The sequence below is a fragment of the Gimesia sp. genome (assembly GCF_040219335.1).
Classification (GTDB): Bacteria; Planctomycetota; Planctomycetia; order Planctomycetales; family Planctomycetaceae; genus Gimesia.
On record NZ_JAVJSQ010000004.1, the window covers coordinates 388,001 to 402,195 of the forward strand.

Sequence of the window (14,195 nt, forward strand, 5' to 3'; positions counted from 1 at the left end):
TCCGACTGTTTCCTGCTGAAAGTCGCATCCCGGGATCCTCAAGTCCACCTCTCAAAGATGAGATGATGACTCTGGTGCCATTGTCAAGATGCGCTCAAAATGAGGGTTTTAACAGCAGTGGAGTATATCAGCACTGTTTTGCCCCTAGTAGCATCGCTTCCCCAAATTTAGATTTTGCTCCTAAAAAGCTGCATTTCTTCAAGAAGAGGACTGAGAATCCAATTCCATTCCGCATTAACTTTCTTCAGAAACCGTTTCTCTACTATGTGTACTCAGCCAGCCGTTGGACGAATGCCCCTTCAGTCTCTATAATGGTCCATCCGAAACAGATTCCCTGTTGCGGGCTTCAACCGATCAACGGTCGATGAACCCACGCAACCTGCTGCCTGTCACAGCTGAGGGAGTCATGGTATAACGTACGCAAGCTGAAATTACTCTTATCGTACGATTCCTGCTGAGTATTGACTTAAAGTGAATCAGCAAAAAGACTTTTAACCTTTTTATTCTCTGGAGATTAAAGTGTTTGATACTGTCGCCATCATTGGTGCCACCGGTGCCGTCGGGCACATCATGCGGAAACTGCTGGAAGATCGGAACTTCCAGGCGAAACAATTTCGATTTCTGGCTTCGGCCCGCTCCGCAGGCAAAACACTCGAATTTCAGGGAAAAACATACACTCTGGAAGAACTGACCAAAGATTCTTTTAAGGGAGTCGAGCTGGTCATCGCGTCTACTCCGGATGATGTTGCCGCCGAATTTCTGCCCGCTGCAGTCGAAGCCGGCGCGATCGTCATCGATGAATCGGGTTACTGGCGGATGAAGCCGGAAGTGGCACTTGTCGTTCCGGAAATCAATCCCGAAGCCGCCCTGGAAGCAAAAGGCATTATCGCCAGCCCTAACTGTTCGACCACTCAGATGGTCATGGCCCTGAAGCCGCTGCACGATGCTTCTCCTGTGAAACGGGTAATCGTCAGCACTTACCAGGCAACCAGTGGAGCAGGGGTTGCCGGCACCAGCGATCTACTGGAAGGTTCACGAGCCTATCTGGACGAGAAAGACTACGACTATCAGGTATTTCCTCACCCGATCGCCTTTAATGCGATCCCTCAGATCGGTAGCGAAAAGGAAGACGGATACACCAGCGAAGAAATGAAGATGGTGTACGAAACCCGTAAAATCCTTGGTGATGAATCCATCCAGGTCAATCCAACCTGTGTCCGGATTCCCGTTGCCAACTGTCACAGCGAAACCATTACGGTCGAAACCGAACGCCCGATTTCACCAGAAGAAGCCCGCAAGCTCTTCTCTGAATTCCCCGGAATCACCGTAGTAGACGACCTGCAGAAACTGGAATACCCGCTCCCCTCGAACTGTGATGGAAGCGATGAAGTCTTTATCGGACGGATCCGCCGTGATATTTCGAATCCGAACGGGCTCTCATTCTGGTGCGTCAGCGATAACCTGCGTAAAGGGGCCGCCACCAATGCGGTTCAAATCGCAGAACTGCTGGCGAAACACAAAGCCTGCACCTAAGCAGGCTTTCGCCACCTGTTTCGTCTTCGCTGCTTCGCGCGTTGATTTTCTTTCTGTTAACGATGATTTTAGCCTCGTGAAAGTTACGCAATGACCGCCTTTCATTACCAAAACGATGAACTGTTCTGTGAAAATGTCCCTGTTGCCCAACTGGCAGAAGAATTTGGAACTCCGCTCTGGATCTACTCCAAATCAGCTTTCCTGGGACGGTTAAAAGAGATTCAGGATGCGTTCGCCGAAGTCGATCCGGTCATCTGCTACTCGGTCAAAGCGAATGGCAACCTGAGCATTCTCAAGACCATGAACGACGCCGGCAGTAGTTTCGACGTCGTTTCCGGTGGAGAACTGTTCCGAGTAAAACAGGCTGGTGCAGACACCACACGTGTGGTCTTCGCGGGAGTTGGTAAGACGGACGAAGAAATCCGCCAGGCGCTCCAGGCCGACATTCTGATGTTCGACGTTGAGAGTGAAGCCGAACTGGACGCGATCGCTGCCATCGCGGGAGAGTTGGGCTGCGTCGGTCGGGTCGCACTGCGTCTCAACCCGGATATCGATGCGAAAACACACCACAAAACCACGACCGGTAAAAAGGGCAACAAGTTCGGTATGGACATCGAACGGGCCACCGAACTGGCAGATAAGGTTCTCAAAGATGATCGTCTCGAGCTGACCGGCATCCATATGCACCTTGGTTCGCCGATCCTTTCGACCGATCCGTATGCCAAAGCGGTTAAAAAGGGAGCTGAAGTCATTCAGCAGCTGCGAGATAAAGGCCATAACACCAACTGGATGAATCTGGGTGGTGGTTTTGGGATCAGCTACAAAACGGATGAAGGCCCCTCCGCACAGACTTATGCCGACGTGATCGTTCCTACAATCAAGGAGATCGGCTGTCGTCTGGCTCTGGAACCCGGACGTTTCATCGCCGGAAACTCAGGCATCCTGGTCAGCCAGATCGTCTTCACCAAACGGGAAGGGGGCAAGCTGTTCTATATCCAGGATGGCGGCATGACCGATCTCGTCCGTCCCGCGATGTACGATTCCTATCATCGCGTCTGGCCCGTCAAACCCAAGGTCCCCATGCCCTTTGACTGTGAAGGGGAAATCGCAGGCTGCGAGCCTGCAGACGTCGTGGGTCCAGTTTGCGAGTCCTGCGATTATTTCGCCAAGGACCGCTATCTGCCTCACATGGAACGGGGCGACTATCTCTGCATGTTTAGTGCGGGTGCCTATGGTTCTGTGATGAGCAGCAACTACAACGCCCGCCCCCGTAGTGCAGAAATTCTGGTGGATGGCAGCGAGTATCAGGTCATTCGCCGTCGCGAAACCTACGAAGAGCTGATCGCACTCGAGCAGGCTTAAGCTTCAACGCGGCTCCTCGACTCAACTTCCCAATCTGTTCAGAAGACCAGATTCCGGTGGTCAGGTTATAACAGTTATCGGGTTCATGCCTGCTTTGCTGCGCTGAGAGCAGGAAAGCAGGGTAGCTCCGCTTCCTTCGATTGAACCGTTATCGCCGTTAGAAACGATGATACTTGATACAGAAGCTGCCGTGGAGAATATGTCCATACGAATACCAGACAACAGATTTCTGTGAAGAGTCTATTGAAATAATTGAATTATGTTGTTTTGGGTAAGGTGATAAGAATAGTATATTAAAACTGTTACTATCATCTCGCTGAGAGATATTCTATCTATCAGTCCGACAGTGCCTGCTCAGGCTCTGTCTCGATAGCCGCCATGAATAGCCGACAACCACGACGACACGGAGTCGACTGAATGTCTTTAAATAACCGGATCCTGGCATTAATTGCTCTGGTATTTCTCTGCGCTTTGAGTACGCCTTCTTCCGTCTGGTCTCAAGAACCACCACCGGCCACAACTCCTGAAACAACAACGGCTACCGGCCTGACTGCCGATGATCTGCTGCTCTCCAAGCCTGAGACCCCCGAACAGCTGATGCAGGCTGTGGTCCAGCTGACAGACCTGGGGCATGCGGCTTCCGCCAAAGCGTATCTGGACCAGTTGCTGAAAGGCAATCCAGACGATGAACTGATCCTGAAGCTCCGTGACAAGTACGGTCCCGCTGCTTTCCTCCGCCTGGCTAATAACAAGAAACTGCAACCCGAGTCGATCACCCTATTGAAGAAAATGGAATCCGCCTTCCGGGCGTATGCCACAGATCCCTCCCGGATTAACTCCCTGATCGATGCACTTTCGGGAACACCTACGGAACGAGACATTGCCATCATTCAGCTCAAATCGGCAGGCGAGATTGTCGCCCCTCCGATCCTCAAACAACTGAGCCAGAGCGAAGACCCGGCACGAAATGACGAACTGACATTCGCCCTGACACAACTCGGTGATCCTGTTGTTCCGCCACTGATCGCTGCCCTGCGGGCACCGCAGGAGAAAATTCGTAAAATCGCAGCAGACGTTCTCGGCGATCTCGCCCGACCGGCTGATGCTCTCTACCTCTGGAATCCCGCATTTTCCCAGAGCCAGCCACAAAACGTTCAAGTGGCTGCCCGCTTGGCACTGGCCAAGATCCTGGGTAAAAACCCCCGCAAGACCTATGAGCTGAATCGCCATGAAGCGCAGCTTGTACTGAAAAATGCGGCCCTCAACCTGTACCAGAAACATGAAGCGAAATCAGAAACTCAGTCCATCTGGGTCTGGGACAATGCGGCTCAAACGGTTGTCAAGAAGGAACTCCCCGCCCAGGAAGTCAACCTGATTGAAGGACTCCGACTGGCCAAAGAAGCTCTGGAAATGTCTCCGGACAAACAAGACGTACAAACACTCTATCTGGCAATGGCGCTCGCCCTTGAAGCATACCAGGTTGGCTGGAATCAGCCATTACCCGAAGGCCCCGGCACGACCTTCAACCTGGCCCTGCTTTCTGGTCCCTCTGCAGTCAGCCGTGTGCTGGCCCTGGCGATGAAACAGGGGCATACTCCCAGTGCTCTCGCCGCCCTCAAGGCGCTGGGGCAGATCGGTTCGCGCACACTGCTGCACGAACAGCTCGACAAGCACTCGTCTCTGATCGCCGCCCTGAATTACCCCGATCGACGGGTACAGTTCGCCGCCGCTGCAGCGATTCTGCAGCTTGACCCGGCAAAACCCTTTCCAGGCGCCAACCGCGTGATCAGCATCCTGACCCGCGCTCTGCGGGGCGAGGGGACACAGGCTGCGATCGTGGTCGACAGCAGCATTCCCCGGGGACAGACCATGGCGGGTGTGTTCCACGAACTGGGATATGAAACCACGCCGGTCCAAACAGGCATGGCCGGTTTCAAAGCCGCCACCGATCGTATGGATGTCGAATTCATCGCGCTGGAACATAACATTGCACGCTGGGGACTCTCTCAAACCATCGCCAACTTGAGAGCCGATTCCCGGACCGCAAATATCCCAATCATCATCTATGGCCCACTGCGTCTACAGAATAAGATTGAATACTCGACGCGGTACTATCCGCTGGTCAAGTATATGGTCGAATCAGAAAACACAGACGACATCGGATCGCAACTCAAGCCGTTTCTGGAGGGACTGAAAACTCCTGAACTTACCGGCGAACTTCGTTCCGAATACCGGGCAGCAGCCTTGTACTGGCTTTCGCATATCGCTTCCAGTCAGCGAACGAATATCTATGATCTGAAACAGGCAGAGCAACCTCTACTGGACCTGGTTTCCGACCGCAGCCTGGCATCGAACGCCCTGATCACCCTGGGTGGGATTCCAACCCGCACTGCTCAGGAGGACCTCGTTCAGGTCATTACGACTCCGACCTATGAGGCTGATGTACGTGAAATCGCTGCCTTACAGCTGGCGTTCCATATCCAGAAGTTTGGACTGATGATCGATACCATGCAGATCTCGGCACTGCAGAAAGCCTATCAGGCAGCCAAAGATCCCAAGTTGAATACTGCACTGGCTTCCGTGATGGGAACCCTCATGCCGGACAGCAAAGTGGTCGGCGAACGGCTTCAGAAGTTCCAGCCAGCTGGTGCACTGCCTTAAGTGGGGCTTTTGAAACATCCATAAAAAAACTCCGCAGACTTTAACGAGCCTGCGGAGTTTTGATTTTTTAATAAGCTTGAAAGACGCTACTGGGCACTCGCCTGAGTTTTCTTTCGCAGCAGTGATCGCACAGGTTCCTCCAGCTGCTTCACATCGGAAGTAACCACTTCGGTAACCCCTGTGTGATCCACGAGCATCATCATCGGCACGCTACGTACGCCGTAATGAAGTGCGGCCGGGTTGTTCCAGCCCCGCTTGTCACGAGCTGAGTAGAAGATCTGACGCCAGTCGAGTGGTGACTTCTCCTGGAAAGCATCGATGGCTGGTTCTTCCAGGTCCAGGTTGACGCCTACGATTTCAAAACCGTATTTGCGGTACTTCTTGGAGAGAGCCTGAATCTCAGGCAGCTGCTCAATAAAGGGTTTGGCAGTTGTCGCCCAGAAGACAACCAGCACCACGCTCCCTTTATAATCGTCGATGGAGACATAACCACCTTCAATGGTCTCTCCGGCCAGCTGAATCGGTTGTCCTTTCAGCTTCAGACGACGAGACAGTCCAGCGACCTGTGCGGTCTCATTACTTTTGGGAAACTTAGTTTCCAGATCGAGACAGCAGTCCAGGGCTGACTGATTCAAACCGTACAGCTGACAGGTTTCTGCAGCGGCCTGCAACATCTGTGGTGCCCGGATATTTTCCTGGGGAAAACGCGTGGCGAACAGACGAGCCTGTTTGACGAACTCTTCAATCCAGCGCGGGTCCTGCTGAGCAAAACGCTGTGCACTGGTATTCGCAAATTTCGCGACAGTGAAGCCAGCTTCCGCAGCGGAAGGAGAATTCGGATCGCGTTTATAAAGAGACTCGGAATGATCGTACAGAGCGTCGATACTTTCCTGATCTCCCTGCAATGCCATCTGTAAATGAGCATCCAGCAGATGACGGATACAGACGGTAAACAACCGCTGTTTTTCTTTGTCAGCGTGTGTCTGCTTTACAGCTTCCATCGCCAGTTGAATGATTTTCTGATTGCGGGCAGCACGGGCCTGCTTCAGTTCTTCAACGTTATCAGTTTTAGGAAGGGCCAGTACACGCAGACGCGTGATCTCGCGTACGTTCCATTCGGCCGAACCTTCCTTCAGCTCGGAAATCTTGACTTCCTCATCGGCCAGTGATTCATCGTCACCGTCCAGATCATCCATATCGCGTTTATCACGTTCCAGGCCTGCCGTCTGAATTGCGTTCGCATTTGGCTTGAGTGCAGGACCGGTTTGTGAAACCTGAGTAATTTTGGCACTCGGCGTTTTCTGGAGAGGCTTCGCATCGGCGGGGGCCGCTTCCAGCTTGCCGTCCAGTTTATTGTCCGCCGTCTGTGGAGCAGGGGATTCTCCGCCACCACAACCGAATTGAGTCAGCGATAACAGGCCCGCTGCTATCATCATGATACCGTGTCGATGCCTCATGATCTGGGGCTCTCCTTCCTTTGAGAGTCGGTAGTATCTGTCGAACCGGGGACGGGGGTATTTCGGATTCAGAACTGAGCCGTTCCCTCGGCATTATCGAAAGTCAAAACACTGAATGGGGCGTGTTTTACGACAAAATCCACTTTGAAGGCAAGACGAAGCTGGAAAAAATTACAATCCGCGTCCGTTTTAAAGCAGGTTTCCTGTCAGCAACCCATTTCCACAGAGCAGCTGTCAAACTCGCCTTCCTGCGCAGACTGCCTTAGAGCTCACCATGATACTGCTTGAATGCTTCAATCGCAAAGTATTCGGGCAGGCCCAGCTGATTGTAAATCTTGGCAGTATTTCGGGTTCGGTCCTCGGCACGCACCCAGAATTCACGTTTATCGCTTCCCGGGTAAAAAGCACTGTCCTTCTGCGACTCATGCTTGAAGATCGCTTCCCGCTTTCGCAACACCACTTCAGGGCTCAGAGGAACAGCCCGCTCAATTTCGTGCGGTTCGTACTCTTCCCAGGCACCACGGTACATCCAGAATTCGGGAGTGATCTCCTCAGACTTGACCACATCCACCGCATTGATCACCGCTTCGGCACAGACGCGGTGCGTACCATGCGGATCGGACAGGTCACCGGCTACATAAATCTGATGCGGCTGTACCTCTCGCAACAGATCGGCGACGATCGCGATGTCATCTTCGCCAATCGGCTTCTTCGAAACCTGTCCCGTGTTGTAGAAGGGAAGATCCAGGAACCGCAGATGTTCTTCCGGCACTCCCGCTGCCTGGGCTCCCGCAGTCGCTTCTGTTTTGCGGATCAGCCCTTTGATTCCCAGCATCTCGGCATTGTCCAAATCACCCGCATTCTTGCTGGCAATGCTCTCTTTCAAGGCTTCGATGTGGGACAGAACTTTGGTGTCGTCGGCATGGAACAGTTTGTGAAATTCATGCACGAAATCCAGATGTCGCAAGGCATCGTGATCGAATACAGCGATATTTCCACTGGTCATGTAGGCGATGTAAACTTCATGCCCCTGTTCAGCCAGCGTGATCAGAGTCCCGCCCATCGAAATTACATCATCATCCGGATGAGGGCTGAAGACGATGACCCGCTGCGGGTCGGTTCCCGCAGGACGGGTGCAGATGCCTTCCAGGAGTCCGTCAAATACCCGCTGACGAATTTGTGCGACGGATCCATACTTGTGAATCAACTGGTGCAGGTGATTGTGCAGGAAATCGTCAGTTTCCAGCTTCAGAAGAGGCTTGCCAACTTCGTTGGAGAGCCAAATGACGGCTTTCTTCTCCAATTGGGAGTTCCATTCAATGTTTCCGACGATCCAGGGGGTTTTCACCGCAGTCAATTCGGCAGCTGCGGCACTATCGACCGCGAATAGAGAATTCGCATGGGTTTGCAGGAAGCTGGCGGAAACCTCATCAGTGACTTCCATTTCCGCGGCCCGCTTGACCACCGGCGCCTTATGTTCCCCCAGCGCCATGATGATAATCTTCTTGGCCGAGAGAATACTTCCGACCCCCATCGTAATCGCATGATGGGGCACGTTGTCTTCGCCAAAGAAACCGCTGGCTGCGTCACGACGGGTAATTGGATCGAGGTTGACCAGTCGCGTCAGACTGTTTCGCGCGCTTCCCGGCTCGTTGAAGCCGATGTGACCGGAGCGACCAATGCCCAATAACTGCAGGTCCAGACCACCGTAACTCTCGATCAGACGCTCATACTCTTCGCAGAAAATGTCTACGTCTTCAGCGGCAATATCACCACGGGGGATATGAATATTTTCCGGCTTCACGTTCACATGGTCGAAGAAATTCTCATGCATGAACTTGTGATAGCTGTGGATCGAGCCCGGATCCATGGGCCAGTATTCATCCAGGTTGAACGTGATCACGTTCGAGAAATCCAGGCCTTCTTCGTTATGCATCCGAATCAGTTCGCGATAGACGCCCAGCGGAGTCGAACCGGTTGGTAGCCCCAGGACCGCTGGAATATTCTGTTCATTCTTCTTGCGAACCAGATCCGCAACAACAGAGGCTACAAACTTTGCCAGATCGGAAGAGGTCTCGAAAATCTGCGTGGGGACTTTCGTGTGCCTGACAAATTTGGATTTCGGTGTAATGCGTGCAGAGCGTGAGATATCAGTGGCCATCAGACAATTTTGATCCGTTAAGAAAAGAACTCCAGATGCAAGTCGCCAGCCAAATCACGATAAAACTTCGCGCCAGCCGAGACAACTCAAAAAATATAGTCACACGAACACTAGCCCCGTATACGTGCTTTTTTAATCAATGTTTATTATAACTATCTCCACGAAAAGCTCACTACCAATTGTTAGACCTAAATACAGAGAGAAAGAAATTTTCATGGCAAATCAGGCAGAATCTCTGCGAATTCTTGCGATTCACGCCCATCCAGACGATATCGAAATCCAGTGCGCGGGTACTTTGGCCCGGCTGAAAAACCTGGGATGTCATATTACCATGGCCACCATGACCGCCGGCGATTGTGGCAGTGCGGAAATGGGACCGGTTGAAATTGCCAACGTCCGTCGCGCCGAAGCGCAGAAAGCAGCCGATATGCTGGGGGCAGACTACATGTGCCTCGAATTTCGGGACCTCGCGATCATCGTCGACAACGAATCCCGTCGGCGGGTTACCGAAGCAGTGCGCAAAGCTCGGCCGGACATCGTCTTAACGGCTCCACCAGTCGACTACATGAGCGATCACGAAATGACCAGTCGTCTCGTGCGAGATGCCTGTTTTGGTGCGTCAGCGCCCAACTACACTACTCACGAAATTCAGCCTGCTCCGCCCACAGAAAAAATTCCGCACCTGTATTACGTTGATCCGATCGAAGGTTGCGATTATTTTGGAAACCCGATCGAACCACAGTTTATCATCGATATTTCCGAAACCTTTGATCTGAAGATTAAAATGCTGGCCTGTCACGAAAGCCAGCGGGCCTGGTTAAGAAAACAGCACGGCCTGGACGAATACCTTGATGGTACCGAACGCTGGTCCGCTTCCCGTGGCGAACAGATCGGTGTAAAATACGGCGAAGCCTTCGTACAACACTGCGGCCATCCATACCCTCACAGCAACCTGCTCAAGGAACTGCTGGAGAGTAAATAACCAACCTCACTCATTCCATTCAACAGTAAAGCTGACAAGATGAACGAACCCGCTAAACAGGAACTGCCTTACACCGAGTCAGAAATCGAAACCATGGCTTCGGAAGACGCCAAAGCAGGGCGTTTTCTCACCAAGATGATGGTCTTCACCTTCTGCTATACCATCTTCGTCGGTGCCTATGTCATCTACTGGAGTCTGCAGAACTGACTGGCAGATGCCTCCGCAGATAAACCAACTCGCTCTGATCGGTGTTGCCGGTCAGAGTTTTTTTACGTCTGGGCTGCTTCCCGTTTTTCCTTGAAAACGGTTCCGTTCGGATTGAGCAGCATCCAGCACAACGCGGCACTCACATAAATGCCCGCCATCAGAATCAGCACTGATTCATACCGACCCGCATCGAACATCGACCCCACCACAACCGGGAGTAGGGCGGCTCCCAGGTTGCCCATCATATTCATCATCCCGAAGATCGGCGCCACATGCTGGCCCCCTTTATCGATCGTCACTGTGTAACCACAAGCCCCTCCCAGACCCGCGAAGAACATGCTGATCGAAATCAACGTCATCGCCAGATTCATCTCTTTCACAAAATAGGCACACAGCGTACACAGCCCGCAGCCCAGCATGGCGACAATCGCAACTCCCTGTCGACTCCAGCGACGGCTCCCGGTTCGTTGCAGTACCAGATCCACCACGATTCCCCCCAGAAAGTTCCCCACCACGAACGTCAGCAGCGGAAGACTGGTCAGGATGCCGGAAGAGGCCAGGCTGATATCCCGCGCCTTCTGCAGATACACGGGAAACCACGTCATATAGAAAATATTCCCCGCCGCCCGGAAAAACTGCTGACCACAGATCATCCACATCGAAAAGCTGGTCAGGATCTGCCCCCACGGTGTCGGCTCGGCGTGTGTTTCTTTTGGAACATCTTTGCTCTCTTCTACAGGCGTCTCCGACTCGCCCCCGCGAATGAGATGCAACTCGGCCGGATTCACCGCTGGATGATCTTCAGGACGATCACGGAACCAGTAATAAAACACGACCGCCCACATAAAACTCGGCACCGCGCAGAGATACATGATCGTCCGCCAGGAAACCCCAGGTATATCAATACCCCCAATATGAATTCCCGCCAGCAGTAAACCGATGCTGAACGCTCCAAAAGCACTGCCAATCGACATGAAACTGCCCAGCAGACCACTGGCCAGACCGCGTCGGGCATGGGGTAACCACTTCGAAATCGTACTCGCACAACAGGGGAAGATTCCCGCCTGCGAAATACCAAAGATCAACCGCACGCCAATCAGCATCCAGAACCCGGTTACCATCCCGGTCAGCGCCGTCGCGATTGACCACAGGACGGCAAACGCGGTCAGCGATCGTCGCGTACCCCACACATGGGCAACCCAGCCACTCGGAATCTGTGACAGGGCGTAGCTCCAGAAAAAGGCGCTCATCACCCAGCCCATCTGCGTCTGAGTGATATCAAGCTCTTCCTGGATCAGTTTGGCGGGCACCGAAATCGCATTCCGGCTGATGTAAGCCACCGCTGCCACCAGACACAACAGTGTCAGTACCATAAAGCGGGCACGCGTCGGTGTTCCATACGAAGTCAGTTTCGGCTCGTCCTGATCAGTCACAGAGATCGTCCCTCTCGGCTGGAGTGTCTTACTCGTCTGCTAACGCCTGCATCAATAGATCAAACAGTCGATCCACTTCCGCTTGTGTTTCTTCATCCAGATCCCACGCATGCGGCGTGCAGCGCTGCGCCGAAGTAAAGATTCCCCGCTTCACCAGCAGGTATTTCTCAATCGCCAGAAATCCATCGAGCCCCGCCTGTAACTGCAGCGCCACCAGCGCACTGATCGGAAACGAAATCCGATACGTCGCCCGGTCGTCACCGGCCCGCAGCGCATTCCACAGTGCCACGATTCCATCCAGCAGGTCCACGCCCGGCATCGTCCCTGTGATTCCCCGCCGATACGCGTCCACCAGCAGAATCCCACCCGAACCGTCATAGATCAGTGCCTGTCCCTCCGTCGCATCGCGGAGTGCCGACAGGTTCGGACCGATGGGAGACGCTTCCGGCTTGAACCGGATTTTTTCCGCTCCGAACTCATCCAGCAGTCGACGATAAAAATCGATGGATATCGCGTTCCCAACGTAAGAAGACGCATCCTGTACAATCAGGGGCAGGGCACACTCGCGTGCGATCGTCGCGAAATAATCCCACAGCGCCGCTTCAGGAATCGCCGTCGTCACCGGGGGGATCGCCATCACCGCATCGCAGCCCGCCTCTTCAGCCTGTCGTGCATAGACCAGTGCCTGACGCGTGCTCTCCGCTCCCACGCTGGAGACGACCACGCCGCGGCCTTTTGACAATTCTGCCATCAGCCGCGTGAGTTCCCCGCGTTCCTCGTAGGTCAGTCTCAGTACCTCCGAAACCATCGCCCCACAGACACCGTCTGCTCCCACTTCATAACACCAGTCGATCTCCCGCGCCAAAGCGTCCCGATCGATCGTCTCATCCTCCAGGAGCGGCGTATGCAGTACCGGCAGCACTCCTCGAATCATTCCGGCCATGGATCTGTTCTTTCTGCTTAGTCTGTCAGTTTCAAAATTTCAGGTCGCGTCTCTTTCGGCCGCTCAGTCCTGGATGATCTCTTCAATCGCCTCGGTCATCCCCGCGATCAACTTTTCCAACCCGCCCCGGGCAAACGGCGTCTGCCACACCTGGTACAGATCCAGGTCATACAGTTCCTCCGGCGTCAGGTAACCGGTCGTTCCGTTGATCAGGTTCAGACAGACAATCGTCCGCTCGGGAAACCGCTCTCGCAACGTTCGTTGCAGAATCGAATACGCTTCGGTCGGGCTTCCTACCAATATCGTATCCCCCATTCGCCAGACCCAGATCGGCAGCTCTAAAGTATCGCCGTCTCCGATCCCGCGACGAATATTCCGCCTGCGTCGCAGTCGTTCCTCCAGCGCCCGATCCGTACACGCCTGTCGCTGCTGCTCCAGTTCGTCCGCGGTCGGCCAGTCTTTGATCTGCATCTCCACGGTGACTTTCTTCCGTTTCAACAGACTCACCGGCGTCACCAGGGCGTGCTTCCAAACCGCCAGCGGTGCGCCTGATTCCATCACTCCCTTGTAAGCCAGACGCGTGCCCGGAGGATCCATGTTCTCCAGCGTTGCCAGCGCCGCATACGCGAGTTGTCTCCCGTGACGATCTGCCACCGTAGGATCGCCCACGTACTGATACCGCGGCGCGAGCTCTCCCGATGCCCCCTGCATGAACAGGGCAGGGACCCCCAAAGTCTTCTGAATCGTCTCGCGCATCGCTCCCGGATAGTCGGGCGAGATCGCCGTATTCTCCCACGCCAGCGTCGTCGGATGACAGGCGTAATTCACGATCACCGCCTGCAACGCCCCCTCCAGATCGCTGATTCGTCCGACCACCAGCGTATCGTCAGCGGGCTCGTCCGGATTCCAGCCGCAGATCAATCGCTCCCCATCCGGGTCGGGCAGATCTCGCATCCCCGCCAGTTCGCAACGCCCGGTCTTCCATTCCACCACTGCCTCGGTCGCGTTTTTCATCGCCTGCAGTGTGACCTTGACCGACGCTTCGTAGACCTGCTCCAGGAACTCCGCCAGCATGTCGCTCGCCGGCAGATCTGGATCAGGGTCCGTCAGCGGAGGCGACGCATGCGTGTGCGTGACTCCGAAGATCAGCGACGACTCATCCAGTTTGAGCGCCTCCAGCAACCTTGACTGAAACCGGCGAAACGTCGGCAGCGAACGCCACCATCCCAGGTCGCCGTCCAGAAACACGGCCGGCTGCTGGGAATCGGTTTCGCAAAGCACCAGTGCGTTCAATGTCAGTTTACGATGGATCCAGTCCGCCACGTCGTGTTTCGCGGCTCCCCAGTTACGGGCATAGATCCCCACCGGCGGGGTGATGTCCACCGTCGCCACTCCGATCCGTCCCCGAAAGAATGCCTCTGTTTTCGCTGCTAAAGCTCGTTCACTCATCTTCGCC

Annotated in this window: 10 protein-coding genes; 5 read left to right on the forward strand and 5 right to left on the reverse strand. The window is 54.1% G+C overall.

Features of this window, described 5'->3' with window-relative positions:
• The first annotated feature begins 519 nt into the window (after positions 1–519).
• The 3 genes from RID21_RS02560 to RID21_RS02570 all read left to right on the forward strand — a co-directional run bounded on the left by RID21_RS02560 (position 520) and on the right by RID21_RS02570 (position 5,556).
• Positions 520–1,533, forward strand: coding sequence for an aspartate-semialdehyde dehydrogenase (locus RID21_RS02560; RefSeq protein WP_350187033.1), 1,014 nt, complete (start codon positions 520–522; stop codon positions 1,531–1,533).
• Between the two features lie 90 nt (positions 1,534–1,623).
• Positions 1,624–2,895: a diaminopimelate decarboxylase gene (gene lysA, locus RID21_RS02565; RefSeq protein ID WP_350187034.1), complete on the forward strand. Its 1,272-nt coding sequence runs from the start codon at positions 1,624–1,626 to the stop codon at positions 2,893–2,895.
• A gap of 417 nt (positions 2,896–3,312) precedes the next feature.
• The gene (locus RID21_RS02570; protein ID WP_350187035.1) at positions 3,313–5,556 is read left to right on the forward strand and encodes a HEAT repeat domain-containing protein; all 2,244 of its coding nucleotides are present in this window, start codon (positions 3,313–3,315) and stop codon (positions 5,554–5,556) included.
• Between the two features lie 86 nt (positions 5,557–5,642).
• Here the strand turns inward: RID21_RS02570 and RID21_RS02575 are convergent, their stop codons facing one another.
• Positions 5,643–7,013, reverse strand: coding sequence for a TlpA disulfide reductase family protein (locus RID21_RS02575; RefSeq protein WP_350187036.1), 1,371 nt, complete (start codon positions 7,011–7,013; stop codon positions 5,643–5,645).
• Between the two features lie 262 nt (positions 7,014–7,275).
• Positions 7,276–9,174: a glucosamine-6-phosphate deaminase gene (gene nagB, locus RID21_RS02580; protein ID WP_350187037.1), complete on the reverse strand. Its 1,899-nt coding sequence runs from the start codon at positions 9,172–9,174 to the stop codon at positions 7,276–7,278.
• 214 nt (positions 9,175–9,388) lie between these two features.
• On the opposite strand from nagB, the gene RID21_RS02585 reads away from it, so the two are divergent.
• Both RID21_RS02585 and RID21_RS02590 read left to right on the forward strand, forming a co-directional pair.
• Complete coding sequence (locus tag RID21_RS02585) at positions 9,389–10,156, forward strand: PIG-L deacetylase family protein (RefSeq protein WP_145039822.1); 768 nt, start codon at positions 9,389–9,391, stop codon at positions 10,154–10,156.
• 39 nt (positions 10,157–10,195) lie between these two features.
• On the forward strand, positions 10,196–10,363 hold the full coding sequence (locus tag RID21_RS02590; protein WP_155362858.1) for a hypothetical protein: 168 nt from the start codon (positions 10,196–10,198) through the stop codon (positions 10,361–10,363).
• A gap of 62 nt (positions 10,364–10,425) precedes the next feature.
• On the opposite strand, the gene RID21_RS02595 is transcribed toward RID21_RS02590, so the two are convergent.
• From RID21_RS02595 to RID21_RS02605, 3 genes are all read right to left on the reverse strand, one after another.
• Entirely contained in the window at positions 10,426–11,796 is a 1,371-nt protein-coding gene (locus RID21_RS02595) for an MFS transporter (protein WP_350187038.1), read from the reverse strand.
• 28 nt (positions 11,797–11,824) lie between these two features.
• Positions 11,825–12,739: a dihydrodipicolinate synthase family protein gene (locus tag RID21_RS02600; RefSeq protein ID WP_350187039.1), complete on the reverse strand. Its 915-nt coding sequence runs from the start codon at positions 12,737–12,739 to the stop codon at positions 11,825–11,827.
• A gap of 63 nt (positions 12,740–12,802) precedes the next feature.
• Positions 12,803–14,188: an alkaline ceramidase gene (locus RID21_RS02605; protein ID WP_350187040.1), complete on the reverse strand. Its 1,386-nt coding sequence runs from the start codon at positions 14,186–14,188 to the stop codon at positions 12,803–12,805.
• Positions 14,189–14,195: the final 7 nt, after the last annotated feature.